The 25,946-nt window shown below is 59.2% G+C and carries 26 protein-coding genes; 17 read left to right on the plus strand and 9 right to left on the minus strand.

Translation table 11 applies throughout. From position 1 onward, the window contains the following. Positions 1-383 precede the first annotated feature (383 nt). Genes ACFQ14_RS06050 through ACFQ14_RS06060 form a run of 3 tightly spaced genes read right to left on the minus strand, consistent with a single transcriptional unit; the run spans position 384 to position 2,696 of the window. Entirely contained in the window at positions 384-1,076 is a 693-nt protein-coding gene (locus ACFQ14_RS06050) for an orotate phosphoribosyltransferase (RefSeq protein WP_377211803.1), read from the minus strand. After that, positions 1,076-2,122 carry a dihydroorotase gene (gene pyrC, locus ACFQ14_RS06055; RefSeq protein WP_377211804.1) on the minus strand — a complete coding sequence of 349 codons (1,047 nt, stop codon included), beginning with the start codon at positions 2,120-2,122 and terminating at the stop codon, positions 1,076-1,078. Before pyrC ends, ACFQ14_RS06050 begins: the two co-directional genes overlap by 1 nt. Before the next feature lie 4 nt (positions 2,123-2,126). Then, a complete protein-coding gene (locus ACFQ14_RS06060; RefSeq protein ID WP_377211805.1) occupies positions 2,127-2,696 on the minus strand; it encodes a PhnA domain-containing protein in 570 nt (189 codons plus the stop codon). Between the two features lie 84 nt (positions 2,697-2,780). Here ACFQ14_RS06060 and ACFQ14_RS06065 point away from each other — a divergent pair, with 84 nt between their 5' ends. From ACFQ14_RS06065 to ACFQ14_RS06120, 12 genes are all read left to right on the plus strand, one after another. Beyond that, positions 2,781-3,275, plus strand: a complete 495-nt coding sequence (locus tag ACFQ14_RS06065; RefSeq protein ID WP_377211806.1) for a GNAT family N-acetyltransferase — start codon at positions 2,781-2,783, stop codon at positions 3,273-3,275. Positions 3,276-3,333: 58 nt separating this feature from the next. Further along, positions 3,334-4,419 (plus strand): chorismate synthase, encoded by a 1,086-nt coding sequence (aroC, locus tag ACFQ14_RS06070; RefSeq protein WP_377211807.1) that lies wholly within the window; start codon positions 3,334-3,336, stop codon positions 4,417-4,419. Between the two features lie 79 nt (positions 4,420-4,498). Beyond that, on the plus strand, positions 4,499-4,951 hold the full coding sequence (locus ACFQ14_RS06075; RefSeq protein WP_377211808.1) for an endonuclease domain-containing protein: 453 nt from the start codon (positions 4,499-4,501) through the stop codon (positions 4,949-4,951). Then, positions 4,941-6,080 (plus strand): 3,4-dihydroxy-2-butanone-4-phosphate synthase, encoded by a 1,140-nt coding sequence (ribB, locus tag ACFQ14_RS06080; protein ID WP_377211809.1) that lies wholly within the window; start codon positions 4,941-4,943, stop codon positions 6,078-6,080. The genes ACFQ14_RS06075 and ribB overlap by 11 nt, the downstream gene beginning before the upstream one ends. Further along, positions 6,073-7,230, plus strand: coding sequence for a hypothetical protein (locus ACFQ14_RS06085; RefSeq protein ID WP_377211810.1), 1,158 nt, complete (start codon positions 6,073-6,075; stop codon positions 7,228-7,230). The genes ribB and ACFQ14_RS06085 overlap by 8 nt, the downstream gene beginning before the upstream one ends. Before the next feature lie 90 nt (positions 7,231-7,320). After that, positions 7,321-8,247 (plus strand): histone deacetylase family protein, encoded by a 927-nt coding sequence (locus ACFQ14_RS06090; RefSeq protein WP_377211811.1) that lies wholly within the window; start codon positions 7,321-7,323, stop codon positions 8,245-8,247. A 26-nt stretch (positions 8,248-8,273) separates the two neighbouring features. Then, positions 8,274-8,528 carry an exodeoxyribonuclease VII small subunit gene (locus ACFQ14_RS06095; RefSeq protein ID WP_377211812.1) on the plus strand — a complete coding sequence of 85 codons (255 nt, stop codon included), beginning with the start codon at positions 8,274-8,276 and terminating at the stop codon, positions 8,526-8,528. A 234-nt stretch (positions 8,529-8,762) separates the two neighbouring features. Further along, on the plus strand, positions 8,763-10,673 hold the full coding sequence (gene dxs, locus ACFQ14_RS06100) for a 1-deoxy-D-xylulose-5-phosphate synthase (RefSeq protein WP_377211813.1): 1,911 nt from the start codon (positions 8,763-8,765) through the stop codon (positions 10,671-10,673). A 23-nt stretch (positions 10,674-10,696) separates the two neighbouring features. After that, the gene (locus tag ACFQ14_RS06105) at positions 10,697-11,296 is read left to right on the plus strand and encodes an SCO family protein (RefSeq protein WP_377211814.1); all 600 of its coding nucleotides are present in this window, start codon (positions 10,697-10,699) and stop codon (positions 11,294-11,296) included. Then, on the plus strand, positions 11,293-11,427 hold the full coding sequence (locus tag ACFQ14_RS06110; RefSeq protein WP_377211815.1) for a hypothetical protein: 135 nt from the start codon (positions 11,293-11,295) through the stop codon (positions 11,425-11,427). Before ACFQ14_RS06105 ends, ACFQ14_RS06110 begins: the two co-directional genes overlap by 4 nt. 46 nt (positions 11,428-11,473) lie before the next feature. Beyond that, a complete protein-coding gene (locus tag ACFQ14_RS06115; protein WP_377211816.1) occupies positions 11,474-12,217 on the plus strand; it encodes a TlyA family RNA methyltransferase in 744 nt (247 codons plus the stop codon). Continuing rightward, a complete protein-coding gene (locus ACFQ14_RS06120; protein ID WP_377211817.1) occupies positions 12,214-13,473 on the plus strand; it encodes a class I SAM-dependent RNA methyltransferase in 1,260 nt (419 codons plus the stop codon). The genes ACFQ14_RS06115 and ACFQ14_RS06120 overlap by 4 nt, the downstream gene beginning before the upstream one ends. Here ACFQ14_RS06120 and ACFQ14_RS06125 read toward each other — a convergent pair. Next, positions 13,470-15,251 (minus strand): acyl-CoA dehydrogenase, encoded by a 1,782-nt coding sequence (locus ACFQ14_RS06125; RefSeq protein WP_377212083.1) that lies wholly within the window; start codon positions 15,249-15,251, stop codon positions 13,470-13,472. The genes ACFQ14_RS06120 and ACFQ14_RS06125 overlap by 4 nt on opposite strands. 127 nt (positions 15,252-15,378) lie before the next feature. Here ACFQ14_RS06125 and ACFQ14_RS06130 point away from each other — a divergent pair, with 127 nt between their 5' ends. The 3 genes from ACFQ14_RS06130 to ACFQ14_RS06140 all read left to right on the plus strand — a co-directional run bounded on the left by ACFQ14_RS06130 (position 15,379) and on the right by ACFQ14_RS06140 (position 18,655). After that, positions 15,379-16,347 (plus strand): L-threonylcarbamoyladenylate synthase, encoded by a 969-nt coding sequence (locus tag ACFQ14_RS06130; RefSeq protein WP_377211818.1) that lies wholly within the window; start codon positions 15,379-15,381, stop codon positions 16,345-16,347. Next, positions 16,344-17,783 (plus strand): FAD-binding oxidoreductase, encoded by a 1,440-nt coding sequence (locus ACFQ14_RS06135; protein ID WP_377211819.1) that lies wholly within the window; start codon positions 16,344-16,346, stop codon positions 17,781-17,783. Before ACFQ14_RS06130 ends, ACFQ14_RS06135 begins: the two co-directional genes overlap by 4 nt. Positions 17,784-18,082: 299 nt before the next feature. After that, positions 18,083-18,655, plus strand: a complete 573-nt coding sequence (locus tag ACFQ14_RS06140) for a DUF6101 family protein (protein ID WP_377211820.1) — start codon at positions 18,083-18,085, stop codon at positions 18,653-18,655. Here ACFQ14_RS06140 and ubiA read toward each other — a convergent pair. Further along, positions 18,652-19,659: a 4-hydroxybenzoate octaprenyltransferase gene (ubiA, locus tag ACFQ14_RS06145; protein ID WP_377211821.1), complete on the minus strand. Its 1,008-nt coding sequence runs from the start codon at positions 19,657-19,659 to the stop codon at positions 18,652-18,654. The genes ACFQ14_RS06140 and ubiA overlap by 4 nt on opposite strands. 215 nt (positions 19,660-19,874) lie before the next feature. Here ubiA and purD point away from each other — a divergent pair, with 215 nt between their 5' ends. Continuing rightward, positions 19,875-21,149 carry a phosphoribosylamine--glycine ligase gene (purD, locus tag ACFQ14_RS06150; protein WP_377212084.1) on the plus strand — a complete coding sequence of 425 codons (1,275 nt, stop codon included), beginning with the start codon at positions 19,875-19,877 and terminating at the stop codon, positions 21,147-21,149. Next, positions 21,150-21,938 carry a crotonase/enoyl-CoA hydratase family protein gene (locus ACFQ14_RS06155; RefSeq protein ID WP_377211822.1) on the plus strand — a complete coding sequence of 263 codons (789 nt, stop codon included), beginning with the start codon at positions 21,150-21,152 and terminating at the stop codon, positions 21,936-21,938. Positions 21,939-21,941: 3 nt separating this feature from the next. On the opposite strand, the gene ACFQ14_RS06160 is transcribed toward ACFQ14_RS06155, so the two are convergent. The 4 genes from ACFQ14_RS06160 to ACFQ14_RS06175 all read right to left on the minus strand — a co-directional run bounded on the left by ACFQ14_RS06160 (position 21,942) and on the right by ACFQ14_RS06175 (position 25,935). Further along, positions 21,942-22,427, minus strand: coding sequence for a YtoQ family protein (locus tag ACFQ14_RS06160; protein WP_377211823.1), 486 nt, complete (start codon positions 22,425-22,427; stop codon positions 21,942-21,944). Positions 22,428-22,432: 5 nt separating this feature from the next. Then, complete coding sequence (glyS, locus tag ACFQ14_RS06165) at positions 22,433-24,850, minus strand: glycine--tRNA ligase subunit beta (RefSeq protein ID WP_377211824.1); 2,418 nt, start codon at positions 24,848-24,850, stop codon at positions 22,433-22,435. A 241-nt stretch (positions 24,851-25,091) separates the two neighbouring features. Beyond that, positions 25,092-25,589 (minus strand): fasciclin domain-containing protein, encoded by a 498-nt coding sequence (locus tag ACFQ14_RS06170; RefSeq protein ID WP_377211825.1) that lies wholly within the window; start codon positions 25,587-25,589, stop codon positions 25,092-25,094. 106 nt (positions 25,590-25,695) lie between these two features. Next, entirely contained in the window at positions 25,696-25,935 is a 240-nt protein-coding gene (locus tag ACFQ14_RS06175; protein ID WP_377211826.1) for a CDGSH iron-sulfur domain-containing protein, read from the minus strand. Positions 25,936-25,946 lie beyond the last annotated feature (11 nt).

Consider the following 25,946-nt stretch of genomic DNA (forward strand, 5'->3'; position numbering starts at 1 on the left):
CTTGTGCAAGTGGACAGCGTTGCGGAACGACTGTTCCAAGAAACGTCGCTAGATCATTTCGGTATTGTGTAAGATACTTGAATGACTACAACAGTTGCAATTAGGTAGATAGGATTTAATAAAAAACATTGATTTTCGTGTTCTTTGCAATTGTTTGCTAACATTCCCGGCCGATATAGAACTTAATGTAAAAGCCTATACTAAAGGGAAAGTCATAAGTAACCCGCTATAAGCCTAATTTTGGTTATTGGTGATTTGCATGTGAGGGATGGGTGGGGTCTGCTACAACGTCCGTTCAATGAGCCATAGTTGAGCCGACAGTCCTGTCGCAAGTCGGATACCGATACAAATCGAAAATAGCAAAATGTCCGCATTGCTGCCCTTTACCCCCGCTCCGAAATCCCCCCATGTGCCGCGCTCCACTCGTAGGGCGCGTTCAGGAATTCGCTTACCGCACCCAGCGTTGCCTCGTCGAACAGCTTTTCCGCGCGGGCGACCTTTAGGACGTCTGGCCATGTGGTCAGGTAGTGCAGGTTCATGCCGTGTTGTTTGAGCGTGGCGGGGGCGTCTTTGAAGATGTCGTAGTAGAAGACGGAGAACGTGTCGGTGACTTCTGCGCCCGCTTCGCGGATGGCTTCGGCGAAGCCGATCTTGGAGCCGCCGTCGGTGGTGAGGTCTTCAACGAACAGAACGCGCTGGCCCTCCTTCAGATCGCCTTCGATGCGCGCGCCGCGGCCAAAGCCCTTCGGCTTTTTACGGATGTAGATCATCGGCAGGCCCATGCGTTCGGCGATGAAGGCAGCATAGGGGATGCCCGCCGTCTCGCCGCCCGCGACCACGTCGAATTTCTCAAAGCCCACATCGCGCATCACCGTGGCGCAGCCGAAATCGGACACGGCGGAGCGGATGCGCGGGTATGAGATCAGCTTGCGGCAGTCGATATAGACGGGCGATTTCAGGCCCGACGTGAAGGTGTAGGGCTCGTCGGCGCGGAAATGAACGGCGCCGATTTCCCACAGCATCCTTGCGGTCAGTTCGGCGATCATCGCCTTGTCGGGAAAAGTGTTTTGAAACATCACGCGTCCTTTACGTGCCAATAGGTGTCAAAGCCGGGGTCGAAGACGGTGACGTCCCCTGCCCCGGTGGGAATGGTTTTGGGGAAGGCCACGGGCCGGTCGGATTTGGCGAGCGTCATCGGCTCGGCGTTGACCGGCAGGCCGTAAAAGGCTGGGCCGTGGCGGCTGGCGAAACCTTCCAGCTTGTCGAGCGCGGCTTCCTCTTCGAAAACGTGGGCGAGCAGGCTCATCGTGTTCACCGATGTGTAGCACCCGGCGCAACCGCAGGCGTTTTCCTTCAGGTCTGTCGGGTGCGGGGCGGAGTCCGTGCCGAGGAAGAAGCGGGTGTCGCCGGAGGTTGCCGCTTGGCGCAGCGCGAGGCGGTGGCTTTCGCGCTTGGCGACCGGCAGGCAGTAATAATGGGGTTTGATGCCGCCCACGAGGATGTGGTTGCGGTTTATAATCAGGTGGTGGGTGGTGATCGTCGCGCCAAGATTGTCGGCGTTGGATTTCACGTAGTCGACGCCATCGGACGTGGTGATGTGCTCCATGACGACGCGCAATTGTGGCACGCGCTTGCGCAGCGGGTCGAGCACACGGTCGATGAACACGGCTTCGCGGTCGAAAATGTCGATGTCGGCGTCGGTCACCTCGCCGTGGACGCAGAGCGGCGTGCCGAGGTCGGCCATGCGCTCCAACACGGGGATGACCTTGTCGAAGTCCTTCACGCCGGAAGCGGAGTTTGTCGTCGCGCCGGCGGGATAGAGTTTCAGCGCCTTCACAAGGCCGGATTTGATGGCAGCGGCGACGTCGTCGGGGTCGGTCGTCTCGGTGAGGTAGAGCGTCATCAGCGGCTCGAACGTCATGCCTTCCGGCAGGGCGGCCAGAATGCGCTCGCGGTAGGCGGCCGCATCGTCACCGCGCACAACGGGCGGCACGAGGTTGGGCATGATGATGGCGCGGGCGAAATGGCGGGCGCTGTCGGCAATCACGCCGCGCAGCATGTCGCCATCGCGCAGATGCAGGTGCCAATCGTCCGGGCGGGGGATGGTGATGGAGGTGGTCACGTCGTCAGGCCTTTTTCACATATTGGGTGAGGATGATGATGTTCTGGCCCTGAATGCGGCCTTCGATTTGCGCGGCATTGTCCGGCACCAGCGATATGCGGCGCACGGTCGTGCCGCGCTTGGCGGTGAAGCCCGCGCCTTTGACCGGCAGGTCTTTGGTCAGCGTCACCGCATCGCCGTTTTGCAGCAGAGCGCCGTTGGAATCGAAATGATCGATTTCGCCCAAGGGCGTGACGGTATCATTTTGCGCCCATCCCAGCGTTTCGGGTTCGAGGTAGATCATGTCGAGCAATTCCCGCGCCCACGCTTCGTCGTTTAGGCGGGTGAGCATCCGCCACGCGGTCACTTGCACGGCGGGCGTCTGGCTCCACGCGGAATCGTTGAGGCAGCGCCAGTGGTTCATATCCAGCGGCGCGGCTTCAGTGATCTGATCGCGGCAGGTTTCGCACACGAGAATGGCGGTGTCGGGCGTGCCGTCGTTTGGTTCGACCGGCAGCACGGAAAGCGCCTGTTTGCCAGCGCACATCTCGCAGCGCGATCTGGCGCGGGTCAGCAGGGATTTGGTGAGCGGCATTGCGGGCCTCACTGTAAAACGTCAAAAGGTGTGTAGGCTCACCAGCCGCCAACTACCAGCCCATAGCCAGTTTTGGACCCCGTTATGCAAGCAGAAATGATCATTCGACCCACCGAACCGCGCGATGTTGGCGAACTTTGCCAGCTGTTGAACGAAATCATCGAGCAGGGCGGAACAACCGCGCGGCGGCAAACAATGAGCGAGACCGAATTTCTGGAACACTATGTCACGAACCCGATATCGATTTCCTGTGTGACGGCGCAGGCGGCTGACGGCACGCTGCTGGGCTTTCAGACCCTGCATCTCTACGACTGGTTGCCATCGGGTTGGGCGGATATCGGCACATTTGCGCGGGTGGGCAGCACGGCAAAAGGCATCGGAACGCGCTTATTCCAATCCACTTTGCAAGCCGCTGCAGACAGGAATATCAGCACCATCAACGCGACCATTCGATCCTATAACATCGGTGGTTTGAAATATTACGGCAAGATGGGATTTGTGGAATACAAGCGTGAGGAAGCGGAGCCGTTGGAAGCCGGTCAGGCGGCTGAAAAAGTGTTCAAAAAGCGCGCGGTTTGACGGGCGATAATTGGCCCCATAGAACAGTCGGAACGATCTTATGTCAGCTTAGAATTTCATGTCGCACAATTCCTTCGGACACCTGTTTCGCTTCACCACATGGGGCGAATCTCACGGCCTTGCATTGGGCTGCGTGGTTGATGGCTGTCCGCCGAATTTGGCGATCAGCGAGGCGGAGATTCAGTCTTATTTGGATAAGCGAAAACCCGGCCAGTCGAAATTCACCACCCAGCGGCGCGAGGCCGATGCGGTGAAGGTGCTCTCCGGCGTGCTGCCGCAGGAGGACGGGACGTTTCTGACCACGGGCATGCCGATTTCGATGATGATCGAAAACACCGACCAGCGCTCGAAAGACTATTCCGACATCGCCAAACGCTACCGCCCCGGCCATGCGGATTTCACCTATGACGCGAAATATGGAATCCGCGATTATCGCGGCGGCGGGCGGTCGTCAGCGCGGGAAACGGCGGCGCGGGTGGCGGCAGGCGCGATTGCGCGAAAGGTCATTGATGGCGTGACGATCAAGGCAGGTCTCGTGCAGATGGGACCGCACAAGATCGACCGCGAGCGGGTGGACTGGGAGACGGTGAACGACAATCCGTTCTTCTGCCCTGACCCTATCATGGCGAAAGAATGGGAAGCCTATCTCGACGGCATCCGCAAGGCGGGCTCCTCCGTGGGCGCGGTGATTGAGGTTGTGGCGTCCGGCGTGCCTGCCGGATGGGGCGCGCCGATCTACGCGAAGTTGGATCAGGATTTGGCCTCGGCCATGATGTCGATCAACGCCGTGAAGGGCGTGGAGATCGGCAACGGGTTTGAAGCCGCCGCGATCACGGGCGAAGAGAATGCCGACGAAATTCGGATGGGCGATGACGGCAAACCGGTGTTTCTGTCGAACAAGTCCGGCGGCGTGCTGGGCGGGATTTCTTCCGGACAGGATGTTGTGGTGCGGTTTGCGGTGAAGCCGACGAGTTCGATACTCACCCCGCGCCAGAGCATTGATTCAGACGGACAGGAAGTGGACGTGATGACCAAGGGGCGGCATGACCCTTGCGTGGGAATCAGGGCCGTGCCGATTGGGGAAGCGATGATGGCCTGTGTGCTGGCCGATCACATGCTGCGGCATCGGGGGCAGAACGGGTGAGCGATTTTACTTGTTGCACACTCTATCCCCCCACCCGGATCGCCTTCGGCTCTCCGGCCTCCCCTCAAGGGGGAGGCAGATGTTTTCAGGAGCCAACCTCCCTCTTGAGGGGAGGCCGAAACTGCGCAGCAGTTTCGGGTGGGGGAAAACGATCGTGAGCATGATTTCAAAACAACAGATCGAGAGCGCGCGAGACTTGCGGGCAAATATGACGGGTGATGAAAAAGCACTCTGGCTCGAGCTGAAGAAGTTCCGTAGGTTGCACGGCGTGCATTTCCGACGCCAAGCCCCTATCGGACCGTACGTCGTGGATTTCGTCACGCACAGCAAACGCTATGTTGTGGAGCTTGACGGCGAGTTTCATGCGAAATCCGATCAGCGCCTCAAAGACCAGCGCCGTGATGCGTTTTTGCACGGCAAAGGCTATCGCGTTAGACACATCACCACTGGCGCATTCATCGAAAATTCAAGCGGCTGCATTGAAACCATCATGCAGGACCTCAATTTAATGGAAAACACCCATGACCACTGACATGGAACGCGTAGCAGACGCCATTCGCGCATTTGAGGCCGGGGAGATCGTTATCGTTATGGACGATGACGACCGCGAGAATGAGGGTGACCTCATTGTTGCTGCCGTGCATTGCACGCCGGAGAAGATGGGGATGTTTATTCGCCATACGTCCGGCATCGTCTGTGCGCCGATGACCGGGGCGGAAGCGCGGCGGTTGAACCTTGCGCCAATGGTGGCGGAGAACGATGCACCGCATTCGACGGCTTTCACCGTTTCGGTCGATTATAAGCACGACACGACGACGGGCATTTCCGCTGCCGAGCGATGCTCCACCGTGCGCGGGTTGGCAAACCCGAATTCCGGCGCGAACGACTTCGTGCGCCCCGGCCACATTTTCCCGCTGGTGGCGCGTGAGGGCGGCGTGCTCATGCGCTCAGGCCATACGGAAGCGGCGGTTGATCTTTGCAACCTCGCGGGCCTCCCGCCGGTGGGTGTGATTTCGGAATTGGTCAACGACGATGGCTCTGTGATGCGTGGGCCGCAGATCAACGAATTTGCCAAGGAAAAGGGCCTGCGCACCGTCACGGTTGCGGACCTCATTGCCTATCGCCAGAGGCAGGAAAAATTGGTGGATCGTGTGAATGAATTTCCCATCGAGACGGAATTCGGTGCGGCTCAGGCGGTGACATACAAAACCCAGTGGGACGCGATGCAGCAGCTTGCGGTCGTCTATGGCGATATCCGCGATGGCAAGGATGTGATGGTGCGGCTGCACATTGAATCCGTCATCGACGATGCGTTCGGCGGCTCCGATGCGCTTAAAAGCCAGCTTCAGCGAATCGCAGAAGAAGGGCGCGGCGTTGTGGTTTATCTGCGCGAAGGCTCGGTCGGCGTGCAGGGTGGCGGCATTCGCAGCAGCGAGACGACTTCTGGCCACCGCGAGCAGCCCGCTTTTGGCGACGATTCGGAAGAGCATGGCGCAGCACAAAGCCGCCAGGAGGAATGGCTTGAAATTGGCCTTGGTGCGCAGATTTTGAAAGATCTTGGTGTTTCGTCAATTCGCCTGTTGGCATCAAAAGAGCGCCACTATGTGGGCCTGTCAGGCTTTGGCATCGAGATCAGCGACACGTTGATTATCGATGGCTAAGCGCGCCACGCTCAGTGCCGGATTTGCATTTTTCTTATCGCTGACGGCATTCGCGCAGGCGCAGACCACGATACCCACGCCTCGGCCTGATACTGCTGAAACGTCCGAGCCAATCGAAGTGGTGCCGGAAGGCCCGGTGGTTGATCAGTCGACCGAGTTGCCCAGACGAACCGATACAGAGGTGAACGGCTGGAAGCTGACACAGGTTGGTGCGCGGGGGCAGGTTTTGTCTTCCGCGGCCATGCCAATCATCATCCAGTGCCGTGATGGTTCGTTTGTCGACCCCGCCTTCCAAGTGTGTTTTGGCGCGGGCGCAGCAGCCAATCTGCCGAGGCCATTCGTGGAAGTTCGGCCCACCGCGCGACCCGATGGCGGAATGCGCGACGGGCGCATTGCACGGTCGGTCGATGCGGGAGACATTTCCGAAGCGTGGTACATCAAGCCGACGCAACGCTACGCTCATGCGATTCTGGGCGATGATGTGGAAGCTGGCGGCCTTGCCGTGCGGACGGCTGACAGCAAGGTGTTTCAAATCGACTTGCCGGAAGAAGAGGTGTTCGAGGACATAACCCCGCGCATCATCGACCTGGACGGCTTGGGCAAAAACCATGTGGTGACACTGCGCAGCCACAAGGACAAAGGCGCGTCCATCGCGGTTTATGGCCTGGTTGATGAGGAACTGATCCTGCTGGCGCAAACGTCTTACATTGGCCGCACAAACCGCTGGCGGAACGTCGCAGGTATTGAGGATTTTGACGGCGATGGGTCGCTGCAGATCGCCGAAGTCGTGACGCCTCACATTGGCGGCACGTTGAATTTTTGGACGTGGAAGAATGGCGCGCTTGTCTTTTCCGGCTCGGCATTTGGCTTTTCCAACCACGAGATCGGTTCGCGCGAACAACGCCTTTCCACCGTCAATGATTTCGATGGCGATGGCGTGTCCGATATCGCGCTGCCCAGCGGCGACCGCAAATCGCTTCGCCTGATGCGCTTTGATGGCACCGCACGGGGGGAAAAGATGCTGCAGGAGATTGCTTCAATCCCCCTGCCCGCGCGAATCGACAAGGCCATCGGCAGCCATTTCAACGGGCGTGGCACGACCATTACGGTGGGGCTGGAAGACGGTTCGGTCTACGTGATCCACCAATGAACGCCTGAATTTGCGAATCGATGTGCATGAATTGGCGTGCGTGGCGCTGACGCGTTGACGTTGCGCGGGGTCTGCAGCACAGTTTTGCCCATGACCACACATCTTTATACGCACGATATTTTCGCCGAGCACCTGACACCGGACGGCCACCCGGAGCGGCCGGACCGCATCCGTTCGGTCGCGCAGGCTTTGGCGGACGAAGCATTCGACCCGCTGGTGCGGTTTGAAACCTCTGTGGCAGACGAGGCGACTTTCCTCTACGCGCACCCGGAAGAATATGTCGAAGCGCTGCGCGAGCAATCGCCTGAAGACGGCCGCGTTCGTCTCGACCCAGACACGGTGATGAGCCCGAAGACTTGGGAATGTGTGCGCCATGCCGTTGGCGGCGGATTGGCCTGCGTGGACGATGTTTTCGCGGGTAAGGCGGACAATGCTTTCCTTGCTGCGCGACCCCCGGGGCATCACGCCGAAAAAACCACGGCAATGGGCTTTTGCCTCATCAACACTGCTGCCGTGATGGCACGCCACGCGCAGAAGGCCTATGGCGTGGAGAGAGTTGCGATTGTTGATTTTGATGTTCACCACGGCAACGGTACGCAGGACATTTTCTTTGACGATCCAAGCGTCTTTTATGCCTCAACCCACCAGATACCGCTTTATCCCGGCTCCGGCAAGAAGGACGAGACGGGCGCAGGCAACATCTGCAACGCGCCGCTCGACCCCGGCACGGATGGCATGGGTTTTCGCGAAGCGTTCCGCGAGCGGGTGTTGAAAGAGCTGGACGCTTTCCAGCCAGAGTTTGTAATCATTTCCGCTGGTTTCGACGCCCATCACCGCGACCCGCTCGCCAACATAAATCTGGTCGAAGACGATTTTGACTGGGCGACCGGCAAGTTGATGGATGCTTCATCGCGCCACGCAGACAACCGTCTGGTCAGCCTGCTGGAAGGCGGCTATGACCTGCAAGGCTTGGCACAATCTTGCGCCACCCACGTTGCCCGCTTGATGCGCGGCTGAGCTTTTATCGAACAACGGATACCAAGATGGCTGACGACAGCACGACCACAAACGACATTGCCAAGCTGACCTTTGAACAGGCACTCGATCAGTTGGAACAGATCGTCAATTCGCTGGAGCGTGGCGACGTTTCGCTAGACGAATCCATCAAGACCTATGAGCGCGGCGAAGCGTTGAAGAAGCATTGCGCAACGCTGCTGCAAGCCGCCGAAGACAAAGTGGAGAAAATCCGCATCGGCGCAGACGGCACCGCCAAGGGCAGCGAACCGCTCGACGGTTAACCCTTTCCGAGCTTTTGCACCAAATCTGCACAAACCGAGGCAATTTGCGCAAATTCTGCAGCCAATTGCGCGTGATTTAGCCTATCAGATCCCTATATTGAGGCCGTCAGGTAACGGATATGAGCACCCATTGAAGAGTGCGACTTCTCCACATGTTGACGAGTGTCCAATTAAATGGACATAATAAACTGTCCGAATAATTGGACGCGCGATGTTCGCGAAGGGAGCAAGACCATGAGACCGGAAACACCACTGCTGGATACCGTCCAGATACCGGCGGACCTTCGCAAGCTCACCGACGATCAACTGCCGCAATTAGCGCAAGAACTGCGCACCGAGATGATTGACGCCGTTTCCGTAACTGGCGGCCATTTGGGTGCTGGCCTCGGCGTGGTTGAGCTGACCATCGCGCTACACCACACATTCAACACACCGCACGACCGCATCATCTGGGATGTGGGCCACCAGTGTTATCCGCACAAAATTCTCACAGGCCGCCGCGACCGCATCCGCACGTTGCGCAAGCAAGACGGCCTATCCGGCTTCACCAAACGTTCTGAAAGCGAATACGACCCGTTCGGTGCGGCCCACTCCTCAACCTCCATTTCCGCAGGCCTCGGCATGGCGGAAGGCTCGCGCCTGCAGGGGGTGAAGCGCGATGTAGTATCCATCATTGGCGATGGTTCCATTACGGCCGGTATGGCCTATGAAGCGATGAACAATGCGGGGGCGATGGATGCGCGGCAAATCGTTATCCTGAACGACAACGATATGTCGATTGCTCCGCCCACGGGCGCGATGAGCCATTATCTGGCGCGTCTTGTCTCCGGCAAGACCTATCGGGGCTTGCGCGAAACCGCGAAGCAACTGAACGAAAAACTGCCGAAATTCCTGGCGGACAAAGCGCGCAAGACCGAAGAATATGCCCGTTCCTTCTGGACCGGTGGCACGATGTTCGAGGAATTGGGCTTCTACTATGTCGGCCCCATCGACGGCCACAACCTTTCCGCCCTGCTGCCGATTTTGCGCAATGTACGCGACAGTGAGCAAGGCCCGATCCTCATTCATGTGCGCACGGAAAAGGGCAAAGGCTACGAGCCTGCTGAAAGCTCGGCCGACAAGATGCACGGCGTGTCCAAGTTCAACGTCATCACCGGCGAGCAGTCCAAACCAACGCCCAACGCGCCAAGCTATACCAAAGTGTTCGGCCAGACGCTTGCCCAAGAGGGCGAGCACGACGACCGCATAGTCGGCATCACGGCAGCCATGCCGAACGGCACGGGCATCGATATTTTTGGCGAGGCATTTCCCGACCGGATTTACGATGTCGGCATTGCAGAGCAACACGCGGTCACATTTGCCGCTGGTTTGGCGACAGAAGGGCTGAAGCCGTTCTGCGCGATCTATTCGACTTTCTTGCAACGTGGCTACGATCAAGTGGTCCACGATGTGTCTATCCAGAACCTGCCCGTTCGCTTTCCTATTGACCGTGCGGGTTTCGTCGGCGCCGATGGAGCGACCCATGCGGGCTCGTTCGATGTGGCTTATTTGGGTTGCCTGCCTGGCTTCACCATTATGGCCGCTTCCGACGAAGCCGAGCTGAAGCATATGGTGCGCACCGCTGCCGAGTTTGACGAAGGCCCGATTGCCTTCCGCTACCCACGCGGTGAAGGCGTGGGCGTTGATATGCCAGAGCGCGGCGAGGTGCTCGAAATCGGCAAGGGCCGTATCGTGCGCCAAGGCACCAAGATCGCCATTCTCTCTTTCGGCTCGCGGTTGGCAGACAGCCTGTTGGCTGCAGAAGAGCTTCAACGCCTTGGCCTTTCCACCACAGTTGCCGATGCACGCTTCGCCAAGCCGCTGGACACTGACCTTGTGGAGCGTTTGGCGCGGGAACACGAAGTGTTGATAACCGTCGAAGAAGGCTCGGTTGGTGGCTTCAGCAGCTATGTGCTGCACCATTTGGCAACCTGCGGCGCTTTGGACGCTGGATTGAAGGTGCGTCCGATGGTTATGCCTGATGAATATATTGACCAAATGAGCCCGGATGCGATGATAGAACGTGCGGGGCTCGATAGCCGCGCGATCCTCGCCACCGCCGTTGCTGCGCTGGGCATGGAGGTTCCCGTCGCGGCCAACTCGTAAACGCAGGGAGCCGAAAACGGGTTATGAAAAATTTTCGCATTGTCCTTTGGGCTGCAATCGCAGTGCTGGGCGGGTTTCTTGCCTGGTCCACGCTGCAACAACAGTTCTTTGAAGAAGGCACGGGCGCACGCCTCGCTGGGGTTCAGATTGGCGGCCCGTTTGAGGCTGTTCGCACCGACGGCCAGACGGTCACTCAAGAAGACCTCAAGGGCCGTCCGCACGTCATCTTTTTCGGTTTCACCCATTGCCCGGACGTATGCCCCACCACGCTTTACGAAGCTGGCCGTTGGCTTAAAGACCTTGGCCCGGATGGCGACAAGCTGGATGTCTATTTTGTTACCGTGGATCCCGAGCGTGACACGCGGGAACTAATGGCGAGCTATCTTACCTCATTCGACAGCCGCATTTCCGGCATCACCGGCACGCCTGAGCAAATCCAAACCATGCTGAAAGCCTGGCGCGCCTTCGCGCAGAAGGATGGCGACGGCGATGATTATAACGTCAACCACACAGCAACGACCTATATGATGGACGCGAACGGCGAGTTCTTTGGCACAATTGGCTATGGCGAAAACCATGAGACGGCTGTAGCGAAGCTGAAGCGTCTGCTGGAGGCTTCGTGAGCTTGATCGGTAAGTTCGTTCTCGCCACCAGCCTCGGCGGGCTGACATCTGGCGGCGCGTTTCTTTGGACGCAGTTTGGTGGAGCGGTTTACACGGCCTATCTCACCGGGGCTTTGATGAACTGTTTTTAAGATCACTTCGGTTGATCTTGGCGGCGCTGCCTGCCACACGCTTTTTATGACCCCATCCCGCATTCGCCTCGACCAACACCTCGCCGCACTCGGCCACGCTCCCAGCCGCTCGCGCGCACGCGATATGGTGCAACGTGGCTGCGTTCGCGTTGATGGCGAATTGGCTGCAAAGCATGGCATGATGGTGAACAGCGACTGCGCACTGGTGATCGACGATCCGGCACAAGGCTATGTCTCGCGCTCTGCGTTGAAACTTGTGGCGGGGCTTGATCTGTGCGGTCTGGATTTAACCAACGCTCGCGCCGTCGACCTGGGCGCATCGACCGGCGGGTTTACGCAAGTGTTGCTGGAACGTGGCGCGGCCCATGTGGTCGCTGTTGATGTCGGTCACGATCAACTGGACGCTTCCATTCGTACCGACAAACGCGTCACCGTGTTTGAAGGGCTGAACGCGCGGGAACTGTCGCTCGATCATTTGGGCCAAGCGCCCGATTGCGTGGTGAGCGATTTGAGTTTCATTTCGCTCACGCTGGGCGCGGAGCCTGCGCTGCGGCTGGCGGCTTCCGGTGCCCATTGTGTGCTGCTGGTCAAGCCGCAATTCGAAGTGGGGCGCGATGGCATCGGCAAAGGTGGGCTGGTTACAGACACCGCACTTGTAGAGCGCACCAACGAGCGGCTGCGGGGCTGGCTTGAGGGTTTGGATGGCTGGAGCGTTACGCACTTTGCGCCGTCGCCCATTAAGGGTGGCGATGGCAATACAGAGTTTTTGATGTGCGGGGCGAAGGCATGAAAATCGATATCCGCGATGTGGGGGCGCTGGGCGATGGTGTGGGCGAACACAATGGCCTTTCGGTCTTCGTACCCTACACGCTGGCGGGGGAAAGTGTGGTGGCTGAGGGCACGCCGCCGCATTTGGCGCTCGCTTCGGTTGAGAAAGCATCTGCGGAGAGGGTTGAGCCCCCCTGCCCGCACTTCGGCACATGCGGTGGCTGCGCAGTGCAGCACTGGGAGCGCGCGCCCTATCTGGAATGGAAGCGAGGCTTGCTTGCCAACGCGTTGGCCGCTGCCGGATTGGACGCGAAGGTTGCGCCGTGCGTGCCGTGCGATGCGGGCAGCCGCCGCCGCGCGACTTTCAGCGCCCGGCGCACGGATGACGGGCTGGTGTTCGGATTTCACGAATGGCAGGACGAAGCGATTGTGCAGCTTTCCCAATGCCCGGTTCTGCATCCTGCGATTTCGAGCAAAATGGAAGCGATTGCCAAACTATGCCCTGTGCTGATGCGTGGGCGGGAGATTGTGCAAGTGCTTGTCACCCAATGCGACAACGGGCTTGATCTCGCCTTCACGCTGGAACAAATGCCGTCGGACGCAATGGAGGCGGATTTCGTTCGCGCCTTTTCCCGCTCGCAGTTCCTGCGCGCATCCGCCAACGGCGCGATTTTAGTGGAACGCGAGAAACCCATCGTTTCCTTTGGTGCGGTTCAGGTGGCGATTGCGCCGGGCACGTTCTTGCAGACGGTGCCGGAGGTTGAAGCTGTGATGGCGCGTGATGTTGCCAAGCATCTGGCAAAATCAAAGCGCATTGTTGATTTGTTTTCCGGCTCCGGCACGTTTGCTCTCAGGCTTGCACAAAAGGCGCGGGTGCATGCGGTGGAAAGCGACGGGCTTGCTCTTGAAGCGCTTGCGACTGGCGCGGGCGGCGAAGGGCTGAAGCCCGTGACCACCGAAGAACGCGATCTGTTTGAGGCACCATTGACGGTGAAAGAACTCAACCGGTTCGACGGCATCTGCCTCGACCCGCCCCGCGCGGGGGCTGCCGAGCAGGTGGCGAATATTGCCAAGTCGGACGTCAAGCGGGTGGCCTATGTCTCGTGCAGTCCTGCGTCGCTGGCGCGGGATCTGAAGGTTCTGGTGCGCGGTGGCTATCAGATCGACAGCGCAACGCCCTACGACCAGTTTCTTTGGTCGCCCCATGTGGAGGCGGTTGTGACGCTCTCGCGTCCTAAGTCGAAAGCCCAGCGCCCGATTTTCGGACGCAAGGTTTAGGCGGACTTCAACAACTCTCCCGCAGACAAAAGCGGCTTTGCCCCACCTTCGACGATGCGTCGCAGACTGGCGGTTTCCGGCGTCAGGTTGGAGGCTGCAAACCGGGCGATGGCACCACGGTCGGCTTGTTCAGCTTCGCCTGAGTGAAGCGCCGAAGCTGCCAGATAGGTCGCGCCTGCGGCGAGACCGAAGAGGCGCAGATAGGGCGTTGCGCCCGCGAGTGCGGATGCTTTGTCGCCATTTTCAAGACAAGCCAGCAAGTGCTCGGTGGTCGCTTCCATATCGTCGAGCGCGGCGGCCAGACCATCGGCCACGCCGTCAAGATCGGGCCGGTTTGAACCACGCACGGCTTCGGCGATGTCTTTCAACTCGGCGATATAGCCGCGCACCGCATCACCGCCCTCGAGCGGCAATTTGCGGGTAACGAGGTCAATTGCCTGAATGCCGTTCGTGCCTTCGTAAATCGGGGCGATGCGTGCGTCGCGGAGGTATTGCGCCGCGCCAGTCTCTTCGACATAGCCCATGCCGCCGTGAACTTGGATGCCAATAGAGGCAACGTCGACGCCCACATCGGTGGAGAACGCTTTGGCGATGGGCGTCAGGAGGGCTGCGCGGTTGCCCCAGAAGGCATGGTCGCTATCGGGCGCTTCCTGCCGGTCGATGGCGAAGGCGCAATTGTAGGAGATTGCGCGGGTGGCGTTGGTGAGTGCGCGCATGGTCAGCAGATTGCGCTGCACGTCCGGGTGGTGGACGATGGGGGCCATGCCCTCGCCGTCATAACCCTCGGCGCGGCCCTGTTTGCGGTCGTTGGCATAGGCGATGGCTTTTTGGGTCGCCGCTTCTGCCACGGCGACGCCCTGGATGCCGACGAGCAGACGGGCGTTGTTCATCATCGTGAACATGCAGGCGAGGCCACGGTTTTCTTCGCCGACCATCCAGCCGATGGCTCCGGCCTCGTCGCCGAATTTACCGTCGCCGTAAATCATCGTGCAGGTGGGCGAAGCGTGGATACCCATCTTGTGCTCAACGCCGTTGCAGAACACATCGTTGCGCGCACCAAGCGAGCCGTCTTCATTGACCAGAACCTTCGGCACGAGGAACAGCGAAATGCCGCGCTGGCCGGCAGGCGCGTCTGGCAGACGGGCAAGAACCAGATGGACGATGTTGTCCGTCATGTCGTGCTCGCCATATGTGATGTAGATCTTCTGACCGAAAATGCGGTAGCTGCCGTCGCCCACGGGTTCGGCGCGGGATTTCAGGCCATTCAGGTCCGAGCCGGATTGCGGCTCGGTCAGGTTCATCGTGCCGGTCCACTCGCCGGAGACGAGCTTTTCCAGGTAGATGGATTTCAACGCGTCCGATGCGTGGAGGTTGATCGCCTCGATGGCACCAATCGTCAGCGTCGGGCCGATGCCGAAGGCGAGCGAGCCGGAATTCCACATCTCGAAGGCGGCGGTTTGCAGTGCCATCGGCAGGTTCTGGCCGCCATAGGCTTCCGGGCCGGTCAGCGCGTTCCAGCCGCCCTCGCACCAATCTTTGTAGAGCTGCCCCCAACCTTCCGGCATGGTCACGACACCATCCTTGAGCGGCGTGCCTTGTTCGTCGCCGATCTTCGAGAGCGGGGCAATCGCGTCGGTGGCGAATTTACCGGCTTCTTCGAGGATCGCGTCGAGGAGGTCTTCGGAAAGATCGCCCGTCTTGCGTGCGTCCATGGCTTTGCCCAATCCGGTGACGGTTTTCAGCGTGTGGGCGATTTCTGATACGGGGGCGCGGTACATGGCGTTTCCTCTTGGTCGGCTGACGGATAGCTCCAAAGCCTTGGTAAAGGCAGGCGCGGCGCTTTTCAACGCGACAATGCGAACGGGTGGCTTGCTGTTGGCTCGGTTTTGGCCTGTATAGGCGGCCATGGTTGATTGTGTTCCCATAGAAAAAGGCTTGCGCCGCGCTGAGGACATTCTGCGCGAGGGCGGCTTGGTGGCCGTGCCGACCGAGACTGTCTACGGCCTCGCCGCGCGAGCCGATGATACAGCCGCCGTGGCGCGAATTTATGCGGCGAAGGGCAGACCCCCGCACAATCCGCTGATCGTGCATGTGGATGGGCGGGATATGGCAGTGCGTTACGCGGATGTTTCGCCGCTGGCCGAGCGGATGATGGACGCATTCTGGCCCGGGCCGCTGACGCTGGTTTTGCCGCTGCGCGAAAGTGCAGGGCTTGCACCTGCTGTAACCGCAGGGCTGGCGACACTGGCGCTGCGCCAGCCGAAAGGTGTGATGGCTGATCTTGCGGGGTTGCTCGGCGTTCCCATAGCAGCGCCCAGTGCGAACACTTCCGGGAGGCTCAGCCCAACCACGGCCTCTCATGTGGTTGATGATTTGGGAGACGCGGTAGATCTGGTGCTTGATGGCGGGGCCTGTGACGTCGGGCTGGAATCGACGATCTTGAAGGTGGATGGCGATGAACTGATTCTGTTGCGTGAAGGCGGGGCGACTATAGAGGCGATTGAAGCCGTGTTCGGCGGCGAAGTCTTGCGGCCGCAGGGCGAGGCAAAGATTGAAGCGCCGGGGCAATTGCTGGCGCACTACGCGCCGCGCAAACCGTTGCGGCTGAACGCCGACCGTGCAGACCCCGACGAGGGATGGCTGGTGCTTGGCGCTGCCCCGGATCATGCTGGGCCGATGCAGAACCTGTCGCCCAGCGGCAATTTGCAGGAGGCAGCGCACAACCTTTTCGCTATGCTGAAGGCATTGGATGAAGGCCCTGCACGGCGGCTTGCGGTGCAACCGATTCCAACCGAAGGCTTGGGCGCTGCCATCAACGACAGGCTCGCCCGCGCGGCACACGGATCGAATCTGAGCGAAGGAGAAGAAGTGTGAGGGCGTCAGTGACATTGGACGAGACAATTGCCGAACGCTTCGCGGCCATCGTCGGCCCGCGCTATGCGCTGCGCGATGGCAAGGAAATCGAGCCTTACATCACCGATGCGCGGTCACGTTATGAAACCACCTCCCCGCTCGTGCTGCGGCCCGGCAGTGTGGAAGAAGTCTCCGCGATTTTAAAACTGGCCACCGAGACCAAAACGCCCGTGGTGCCACAGGGAGGAAACACGGGGCTTGTGGGCGGCGGAATTCCGTTGGTGGGCCAAGCTAATGCGGTGATGATTTCGCTGGGGCGCATGAACCGGATTGTGGATGTCGATGCGGCGTCGAACACGATGTTGGTGGAAGCGGGTGCTATTTTGGAGACGATCCAGAAAGCCGCCGACGATGCGGATCGGCTGTTCCCGCTTTCGCTCGGCTCGCAAGGCTCTTGCCAGATCGGCGGCAATATCGGCTCCAACGCGGGCGGCACAGGTGTGCTGGCCTATGGCAATACCCGCGATCTGGTGATGGGTCTGGAGGTTGTGCTGCCCACCGGCGAAGTGCTGAACGGCCTGTCGCGGCTGCGCAAGGACAATACGGGTTACGACCTTCGCAATCTGTTTGTGGGCGCGGAAGGGACGCTGGGCATCGTCACCAAGGCTGTGTTGAAACTGTTCCCGAAACCTGCGGGAACGGCGGTTGCATATGTGGGCGTGAAGACGCCGGATAATGCGCTCGATCTGCTGAACCGCGCGAAGGGCGCGGCAGGTTCCGGCCTCACGGGGTTTGAGTTCATCAGCGAGACGGCAATGGATTTCACCATCCGACACGCCGCCAACCCAACGCAACCCCCGCTAGCCGACCCGCATCCATGGACGATTTTGATCGAGGTGTCTTCTGGTCGTTCTGAGGCGGAGGCGAATGAGATCTTGGAGAGCATATTGGGCGATGCATTGGAAAGCGTCGTGATTGATGATGCCGTGGTCGCGCAGTCGCTTGCCCAACAAAAAGCGTTCTGGCAATTGCGCGAGGACATGTCCTGGGCGCAAAAGCCTGAAGGCGCGTCGATCAAGCACGATATTTCCGTGCCTGTCGGTTCTGTGCCTGCTTTCATCGAAAAAGCCGATGCTGCGGTGCTGGCGATTGTGCCGGAAGCGCGGATCGTGAATTTCGGTCATATGGGCGATGGCAATCTGCACTACAACATCTCGCAGCCTGTGGGATGGGATCCGCACGATTTCTTCGCCCATGAAGATGCGATCCATAATGCGATCTATAAAATTGTCGGCACGTTTGAAGGCTCCATCTCCGCCGAACATGGAATCGGGCAAATGAAGCGGGACAAGCTGGCGGTGATCAAAGACCCGGTTTCGCTGGCACTGATGAAGCGCATCAAGCGCGAGATCGATCCGGCGGGCATCATGAACCCCGGCAAAGTGCTGCAAACATAGAGCGTTCACGGCAATTTGGCTTTGCTAAATGTCTATGCGGGCGCGGCGCAACTGCGCTGGGTTGCTCTTCGCAACCTGGTGCGAACTGCTTAACACTCGCGCAACCTTACCAGCTTCTTACACACACCAAGGTTTCGCTAACCCTCTCAAACGTCAACATTTCTTAACCGCGAATTTTAAGCGGATGGGGAATCCTCACCCCTATATTCGGTTGCAAGGCAGGGACAAAAGAAGCCCGCCGCATAAGAGGTATCAGGCGCAAGATCTGGCCCTCAGGAGTTAACAGTGAGGACTTTCCGATGGGGAACATCGCATCAACTGGCGCAAGCCAGATCAAACCCGTGTGGGCAGACGAGGCTATGCGCCTTGACCCGTATAAGATGCCGCAACAAGTCAGTTATGGCCGCGCAGTAGACGATATTTCAGTCACCCTCGACAACAAAGGCGCCGTTATGAAGCGCTCGTTGACGTGTGGCCTGCCGCTTTCCATCGCCCTGCCCGCCCGCGCCTTTGTCGGCGTTGCGGCCCGTGCGTATGAACATGAAGACGGCACGATGACCATGACATTGGAATTGCTGCACAAAGACAGCGACCTGTCGGTTCCATTGTGCGTGTCGGATGATGTGGAAGAAACTGCTTGCGATTGGCATTCATGGGCCCGCGCTTTGGGCGTTCCGATGGTGATGATTGACGCGCAGGGCGCTCAAACCATCGTCAAAGATGCAGGCATCCTGACCGAGCACACGCCGCAGCCGCGTCGCCGCCGCATCTCGTCGCTGAAGCACCGCCCAAACTTCCTGCGCCGTCGCAAGACCGGCGTGGTGGGTGAAGTGCGCAAGCTGGAAGCGCGCGAGATTATCGCTCGCACCTAAACGACGATTGCCGCCATCAATCCGGCAAACAATATCCAGCCGAATTGGCCGTTGGACTTGAAAAGGCGCAGGCAATTGTCTGCGTCTTCGATATCCAATTGTATCAACTGCCAGATCATGTGAGCTCCGCCGACAGCCAAACCGGCATAGGCGGGCCAGCCCGTATAGGCTTGAGAAAATGCGAGCGCAAACAGCGCAAGCGCGGCTGAATAAAGAACGACCAGTGCCAATTTGGTCTTGTCACCAAACAGAAGCGCTGTGGATTTTATGCCGATCAGCGCGTCATCCTCAGCGTCTTGGTGGGCATAGATTGTATCGTAACCTATCACCCAGCAAATGCTGCCCGCATACAGCGCCAAAGCTGGCAGGTGGATTTCGTCGAATATGACCGCCCAGCCCATCAGCGCACCCCAAGAAAACGATAAGCCCAGCACAAATTGCGGCCAGTTGGTGAAGCGTTTGGCAAAGGGATAGAGCGCCACAACCACCAAAGATGCCAGCGCCAAAACGCCTGCGAACGTGTTGAGGTAGCCCTTGAACGTCGTCAGATAAAGCAATGCGCCAGCGCCCACGGCCATTTGCGCTGCGATAAACAACTTAGCGTTGGTTCTGCTGACCCGACCGGACGGCATGGGCCGCGATGCGGTGCGGGCAACTTGGGCATCCAATTCGTGATCAACGAGATCGTTGTAGGTGCAGCCCGCGCCGCGCATTGCGATGGCTCCCAGAAGAAAAGCCGCAAACGCTCCACCCAAAGGTAGGACATAGTCGCTCCAGGAGGCGGCGATATCGGGACTTCCCATCAAGGCGCCAATGGCAAGGGCCAGTGCCCACCAGCACGGCCACATGAGAAGCCATGAACCGATGGGACGATCCCACCGCGCCAACTGGGCATAGGGCCAAACGCTTTGCGGCAGCAGGCGGTAGACCCACGTGTTGGGCACCGCATCAGCAACCTTGCCGTGCAGGCTGTCCGGTTTAAGGCTTTCGCTCGGCGCGTTCAATGCTGGCTCCTTGCCGGCTTTCTCTCATGCGCCAGCGTGTCATTTCGAAAGAATTGGTCTTTCCGGCCCCCTTGGTCAAGGCAAGTTGAGCTTTGTAGCCAAGGGTGGGGCGAAGTGTCGTGGACAATTGAGGTTTTTGACCCCGAAAATGCCGCAGGCAGGCGCATCTCCGTGATAGGGTCGCGCCCAATTGTTGTTGGTTCGAAAGCATGCCCATGAACATCCTGCTGATCGGCTCCGGTGGCCGCGAACATGCGCTGGCTTGGAAGCTTGCCCAATCTCCGCTTCTGGAAAAACTTTTCATCTCGCCCGGAAATGGTGGCATGGACCCATTGGGCGAGATCGTCACGCTGGAAGTGACCAATCATCAGGCTGTGATCGATTTCTGCCGCTTGATGGCTGTTGCCTTTGTGGTGATCGGACCGGAAGCACCATTGGTGGATGGGCTGGCGGATAGCTTGCGGGCAGCGGATATTGACGCGTTCGGACCGTCCGCTGCCGCAGCGCAACTGGAAGGTTCCAAAAATTTTACCAAGGCGCTCTGTGCCAAGATGGATATTCCAACCGCCGCCTACGGTCATTTTACCGATGCAGCAGCCGCCCATGCCTATATCGACGCGCAAGGCGCGCCGATTGTGATCAAGGCAGATGGCTTGGCGGCTGGCAAAGGCGTGACCGTTGCCATGACGCTGGAAGAGGCGCATGCGGCAATCGATGACTGCTTCGACGGCGCGTTTGGCGATGCGGGTGCGGAAGTGGTTGTGGAGGAGTTTCTCGAAGGGGAAGAGGCTTCGATGTTCTTCCTGTGTGATGGCAAAACCGCCCTACCCTTTGGCACGGCACAAGACCACAAGCGCGTGGGTGATGGCGATACCGGCGCGAACACCGGCGGCATGGGCGCCTATTCGCCCGCGCCCGTGCTGGACGATGACATGCAGCAGCGCGTGATGCGCGAAATCGTGGAACCTACGCTTAGAGGCATGGCGCAGGCGGGTTCGCCGTTTTCCGGCGTCTTGTATGCGGGGCTTATGATCGACGCCAGCGGGCCGAAGCTGATCGAATACAATGTGCGGTTTGGCGATCCCGAATGTCAGGTTTTGATGGTGCGGCTGGAGAGCGATTTGCTGCCGCTGCTGCTGGCCAGCGCGAAGGGCGATCTTTCCGGTGCAAAGGCCGTGTGGAGCGACGAGGTTGCGCTCACCGTGGTCATGGCCGCAAAGGGTTATCCCGGCGCGTATGAAAAAGGCACGATCATCACCGCGCTCGACGCGCTCTATGATGACCAGATCGAGGTTTTTCATGCGGGCACGGAATTGCGCGGCAAGCATTTGTATGCCGTTGGCGGACGGGTTTTGTGCGTGGTGGCTCGGGCGGAGACAGTAAAGGAAGCGCAAAAACTGGCTTATTATGCGGTGGAAGAGGTCAACTGGCCGGAAGGCTTTTGGCGCACAGACATAGGCTGGCGGGCGATTGCGCGGGAGGAAAGCTGAATGGACGCGCCCAACGACGATCTGCTGATTGAACGCCATGGCCGCGTTCTGGTCGTCTCAATCAACCGCCCACACAGGCGCAACGCTGTCGACCGGGCCACAGGCGACGCGCTCTATGCCGCTTTTAACGATTTTGAGGCCGATGATGGGGTGGATGTTGCCGTTCTCACCGGCACGGAGGGTGCATTTTGCGCCGGGTTTGATCTCATATCGCTGGCCGAATCCGGCTCTTCCGCGCGGGTGGAAGATGGTGGCGAGGGTGATCTGGGGCCAATGGGGCCAACGCGCATGGTGCTTTCAAAGCCCGTGATCGCGGCAATCGAAGGCCACGCGGTCGCTGGCGGTATGGAGCTGGCGCTGTGGTGCGATTTGCGTGTGATGGCGGCCGACGCAACCTTCGGCATCTATTGCCGCCGCTTCGGTGTGCCGCTGGTGGACGGCGGCACGTTCCGGCTGGCGCGCCTGATTGGCGAGAGCCGTGCGATGGATTTGGTGCTGACGGGGCGGCCTGTCGATGCTGCGGAAGCCGAGCGTATTGGGCTGGCAAACCGTGTTGTCCCGTCCGGCACGGCGCTGGATGCGGCTTTGGCGCTGGCGACGAGTCTCACGAAGTTCCCGCAGACCTGCATGCGCAACGATCGCCTGTCCATGCTGCAACAATGGGGCATGAGCCATGATGAAGCGCTGCGGAACGAATACCGTTTGGGACTTGAGACAATGGATACGGGCGAAACGCTGGACGGAGCGAAACGCTTTTCCGGCGGCGAAGGACGCGGGGGGAAGTTTTAGCCCCTACTCCGCCGCCTGCTGCTGGTCGGTATAACCCTTCAATTCGCCGTTGATGACGTAGCGCAAAATTTCGACGACCTCTTCGCTGGTTTTGGTCACGGCAAGTGCTGCCGCATCGACCTCTTTGAGCGCATGGGCGTGTTCGTCCTGATGCATGATGATCGTCGGCTTGTTGAGCGCGGCGGCATAGCCAGCGTCGAACGCCGCGTTCCACTGTTTGTATTTCTCGCCGAAACGAACCACCACAATGTCCGCGCCTTCAATCAAGGTGCGGGTGCGGATGGCGTTCATCTGCGCGCCCTTGTGGTCGTGCCAGAACTTGTTCGGCTCCGCGCCGAGGATCGCGACGCCACAATCGTCAGAGGCTTCGTGATGGGTGACGGGCGCTGCAAAAGCGACCGGCAGGTTGGCGGCTTTTGCACCCGCTTCGATCTGCTCGCGCCAATCGGTGTGGATTTCGCCCGAGAGATAGATGGTCCAGGTTTTCATTGGGATTATCCTTCGATTTTGGAGAAGTCTGCCACCGCGCCCGTGGCGTCGCGGATGCGACGCATGAGGGCGAGACGGTTGGCGCGGATGGTGGCGTCTTCGGCGTTGACCATGACCTTTTCGAAGAAATTATCAACCGGCTCGCGCAGCTGGGACAGCGCGGTCATTGCAGCGGAATAGTCTTCGTTTTCAATGGCCTGAGCGGCATCGCTCTCAGCTTGATTCACGGCATTGAAAAGAGCTTTTTCTTCCGCTTCTTCAAGTTTTGATTCAAGCACTTCATCCGCAATGTGAGTGCCCTTCTTCTCCTCCGCCGCAAGAATGTTGGCGGCGCGTTTCGTGCCGGCGAGCAGGTTCTTGCCGTCGTCGGTGGCGAGGAAAGAACCAAGCGCTTCGACGCGGCGGGTGATGGCGAGAATGTCGTCATTCACGACTTCCCCACCTCCCCCTTGAGGGGAGGTCGAAGGCGCGGCAGCGGCTTCGGGTGGGGGGCCGGATTGGGCATCAGTGTTCGCATCTGCACTCGCACCCCCACCCCGATCAGCTTCGCTTCTCGGACCTCCCCGCGAGGGGGAGGTGGGCTGGGAGATCACGGCGTCGATGAGGTCGTGCCGAGCGCCGGAATCGCGGAGGTAGTTTTTCAGGCGGTCGTGGAAGAAGGAAAGGAGGTCGGCAACAACTTCATCCATTTTTGAAAAATCTTCATCAAACATAAGGCCGCGCGTTTCGCTGATAAGGTACGAGAACACTCTATCAGTGTGAGATTCTGGAACACCGGCATCATAGAGTTCTTGGAGCTTTCCTACTTGCTCAGCGGTCTTCACATCCAAAATATCTCCCCAAATCCATACGTAATGATTTTCTAAAATATCGAGTAGCTCAACGCTCAATCCATTTTGCGCAATCAACCGAATAACCCCCAAAGCTGCACGCCTCAGCGCATAGGGGTCTTTTGAACCCGTTGGCTTTTCATCAATCGCCCAGAAACCGACAAGCGTATCCAACTTATCGGCCAGCGCGACTGTCACGCTCACAGGATCGGTCGGCACGTCGTCGCTTGGACCCAGCGGCGAATAGTGTTCTTCGCAGGCCAAGGCCACACTTTCCGACTCCTCTGCTTTCAGCGCATAGCGCTTTCCCATACCGCCTTGGAGTTCGGGGAATTCGTAGACCATCTGGCTGTTGAGATCGGCCTTGCAGATTTCGGCGGCGCGTTTCGCCTGCTCGACGTCTGCGCCGACGATGGGCGCGAGTTCTTCGGCCAGCGCAACGATGCGCCTTACGCGGTCGCCCTGGCTGCCAAGTTTGGCGTGGAAGGTGACGGTGTCGAGCTTCTCCAGCCAAGGGGTGAAGCCCTCAGTCGCCACCGTCTGCAAATCGGTTTCCCAGAAGAATTTCGCATCGCTCAACCGCGCGTTGACGACCTTGGCGTTGCCAAGCGCGATTTCCTTGCCGCCGTCGCTGGCCTCAATGGCGGCGACCAGCAGGAATTTGTTCGACAGCTTCTTTTGTGCACCGGCTCCGCCTTGGCCACTCTTCCCATCGCGCAGCACGAAACACTTCTGGTTTTCCTTAATCGTCAGGCGGATGACTTCCGGCGGGATGTCGAGGAATTCCGTGCCGAATTCGCCCATGATCGCCACGGGCCATTCGACCAGATTGCCGACCTCTTCCAGCAAGCCCTCGTCTTCCACCAATTCCAAGCCCTGCGCGAAGGCGAGGTTGTTGGCGTCGGCTTTGATGATTTCCTTGCGGCGGTCGGCGTCGAGGATCACCTTCGCCTTTTCCAGCGCCGCGATGTAATCGTCGAAGCGGCGCACCTTAATGGCGTCCGGCGCGTGGAAGCGGTGGCCGTAGGTGATGTTGCCGCTCTTGATGCCGCTGATTTCAAAATCCACCACGACGGGTTCTTCCGTCTCTGGCCCGAACGTGCAGACGATGGATTGCAGCGGACGCACCCATTTCAGCGCGCCAGCCTCGCGCGAGGCTTTGCCCCAGCGCATAGATTTGGGCCAAGGGAAATTGCGGATGATTTCCGGCATGATCGAAGCGATTATCTCTTCCGCCGCCCTGCCCGGTTTTTCGATCACGGCGACGTAAAAATCGCCCTTTTTTGAATCACTTCGCACCTGCGCTTGATCAATTGATTCAAGCCCCGCGCCGCGCAAAAAACCTTCGATGGCCTTTTCCGGCGCATCGGTGCGCGGGCCTTTGCGCTCTTCTTTGACGTCCTTGGAACGGGCGGTCAGGCCGCGAATATCGAGGGTCAGACGGCGCGGCGTCCAGTATTCCCGCGCGCCCTCATAGGTCAGCCCCGCATCGACCAGTGCATCCGTGACGGCCTTGCGCAAATCGCCCGCCGCTTTGCGCTGCATGCGGGCAGGGATTTCTTCGGAGCGAAGTTCGAGGAGGAGATCAGGCATCGTGTTTTTGGCCCCGCATGCTTTTTGCGTTTGCACGTCCTCGCTGCGCTGCGGGCGATGCGGGGCGGGCAGAAATTTCTTCGGAGCGAAGTTCGGGGAGGAGATCAGGCATGGCTTAATTGGACCGCGAAATAGGATTGCAGCCTCTTACCAACCCGCTCAGGCAAAGTCAGCCTTCAGCACACAAAAAAGGGCACCTCCTCTTGGAGAGATGCCCTTTGCGGTTCGTGGGAAACCGGCTTTAGCTTGATGGCAGAAGCACGCGGTTGATAACGTGGATGACGCCGTTGGATGCTTTCACATCGGCCTGAATGACGCGGGCATTGTCTACGCGCACGCGGCCGAAACGCTTGCGCACGCGGATCGTGCGGTCGCCACGGGCTTTCAGCGTGCGAATGTGGGTGGATTTACGCGGCACATCACGGGCGAGAACGCGGCCGGGAATGACGTGGTATTTCAAAATCGCCGCCAGCTTGTGGCGGTTTTTCGGCTTCAGCAGATCCTGCACGGTGCCTTTTGGCAGGCGGGCAAATGCAGCATCCGTGGGCGCAAAGACCGTGATGCCGCGCGTGTGGCCGAGTGTTCCGACAAGGCCAGCGGCTTTGGCGGCGGCGAGCAGCGTGTTGAACTTGCCGGTCGATGCGGCGGTTTTCACGATATTGGCTGAATGAGCCGAAAGCGTTGTGGCCGCAGTGATCGCCACTGCAGTTGCCAGCGCCTTGAAGGTGAGTTTGGTCATTGGTCCATCCCTTTTCGATTTTATTAGCGTCATTGTCCTCCCGAACGCTTGTGTTCGGAATGGGCAAGTTACGCGGTCAAAATCGGAAAGGTTTCAGACCCGCTCTCTAGGCTGGCTTGTGGCTGCCGTCGCAGAAGGGTGCGTTGCCGGTTTCTTTGCAGGTGCAGAAGAACTTCCGACCATCGGCTTCGGCGGTCCATTTCATGGGCGAGAATTCGCCACCCTGATGGGAGCCGTCGCAGAATGGTTGCTTCGACGACTGGCCACACGTGCACCAAAAATAGCTTTTGCCAGCTTCCACTTCGACAGGAATGGAGGCGTCTCCAGCTCTTTTGGGTTTGGTCATGTTTCAGGCTC

Origin of the sequence: Pseudahrensia aquimaris, assembly GCF_042676045.1 — a bacterium.
GTDB classification, from domain to species: domain Bacteria; phylum Pseudomonadota; class Alphaproteobacteria; order Rhizobiales; family Rhizobiaceae; genus Pseudahrensia; species Pseudahrensia aquimaris.

What these genes read in the sequence shown, in the direction of transcription:
- ACFQ14_RS06130 (WP_377211818.1), top strand. Translation starts at nt 15,379, where the DNA reads ATGGTTGATTGTGTTCCCATAGAAAAAGGCTTGCGCCGCGCTGAGGAC.
- ACFQ14_RS06175 (WP_377211826.1), bottom strand. Translation starts at nt 25,935, where the DNA reads ATGACCAAACCCAAAAGAGCTGGAGACGCCTCCATTCCTGTCGAAGTG.
- ACFQ14_RS06115 (WP_377211816.1), top strand. Translation starts at nt 11,474, where the DNA reads ATGACCCCATCCCGCATTCGCCTCGACCAACACCTCGCCGCACTCGGC.
- ACFQ14_RS06170 (WP_377211825.1), bottom strand. Translation starts at nt 25,589, where the DNA reads ATGACCAAACTCACCTTCAAGGCGCTGGCAACTGCAGTGGCGATCACT.
- ACFQ14_RS06075 (WP_377211808.1), top strand. Translation starts at nt 4,499, where the DNA reads ATGTTTTCAGGAGCCAACCTCCCTCTTGAGGGGAGGCCGAAACTGCGC.
- ACFQ14_RS06095 (WP_377211812.1), top strand. Translation starts at nt 8,274, where the DNA reads ATGGCTGACGACAGCACGACCACAAACGACATTGCCAAGCTGACCTTT.
- ACFQ14_RS06140 (WP_377211820.1), top strand. Translation starts at nt 18,083, where the DNA reads ATGGGGAACATCGCATCAACTGGCGCAAGCCAGATCAAACCCGTGTGG.
- ACFQ14_RS06085 (WP_377211810.1), top strand. Translation starts at nt 6,073, where the DNA reads ATGGCTAAGCGCGCCACGCTCAGTGCCGGATTTGCATTTTTCTTATCG.
- ACFQ14_RS06105 (WP_377211814.1), top strand. Translation starts at nt 10,697, where the DNA reads ATGAAAAATTTTCGCATTGTCCTTTGGGCTGCAATCGCAGTGCTGGGC.
- ACFQ14_RS06090 (WP_377211811.1), top strand. Translation starts at nt 7,321, where the DNA reads ATGACCACACATCTTTATACGCACGATATTTTCGCCGAGCACCTGACA.
- ACFQ14_RS06125 (WP_377212083.1), bottom strand. Translation starts at nt 15,251, where the DNA reads ATGTACCGCGCCCCCGTATCAGAAATCGCCCACACGCTGAAAACCGTC.
- ACFQ14_RS06160 (WP_377211823.1), bottom strand. Translation starts at nt 22,427, where the DNA reads ATGAAAACCTGGACCATCTATCTCTCGGGCGAAATCCACACCGATTGG.
- ACFQ14_RS06155 (WP_377211822.1), top strand. Translation starts at nt 21,150, where the DNA reads ATGGACGCGCCCAACGACGATCTGCTGATTGAACGCCATGGCCGCGTT.
- ribB (WP_377211809.1), top strand. Translation starts at nt 4,941, where the DNA reads ATGACCACTGACATGGAACGCGTAGCAGACGCCATTCGCGCATTTGAG.
- ACFQ14_RS06050 (WP_377211803.1), bottom strand. Translation starts at nt 1,076, where the DNA reads ATGTTTCAAAACACTTTTCCCGACAAGGCGATGATCGCCGAACTGACC.
- ACFQ14_RS06065 (WP_377211806.1), top strand. Translation starts at nt 2,781, where the DNA reads ATGCAAGCAGAAATGATCATTCGACCCACCGAACCGCGCGATGTTGGC.
- ACFQ14_RS06060 (WP_377211805.1), bottom strand. Translation starts at nt 2,696, where the DNA reads ATGCCGCTCACCAAATCCCTGCTGACCCGCGCCAGATCGCGCTGCGAG.
- purD (WP_377212084.1), top strand. Translation starts at nt 19,875, where the DNA reads ATGAACATCCTGCTGATCGGCTCCGGTGGCCGCGAACATGCGCTGGCT.
- glyS (WP_377211824.1), bottom strand. Translation starts at nt 24,850, where the DNA reads ATGCCTGATCTCCTCCTCGAACTTCGCTCCGAAGAAATCCCTGCCCGC.
- aroC (WP_377211807.1), top strand. Translation starts at nt 3,334, where the DNA reads ATGTCGCACAATTCCTTCGGACACCTGTTTCGCTTCACCACATGGGGC.
- dxs (WP_377211813.1), top strand. Translation starts at nt 8,763, where the DNA reads ATGAGACCGGAAACACCACTGCTGGATACCGTCCAGATACCGGCGGAC.
- ACFQ14_RS06120 (WP_377211817.1), top strand. Translation starts at nt 12,214, where the DNA reads ATGAAAATCGATATCCGCGATGTGGGGGCGCTGGGCGATGGTGTGGGC.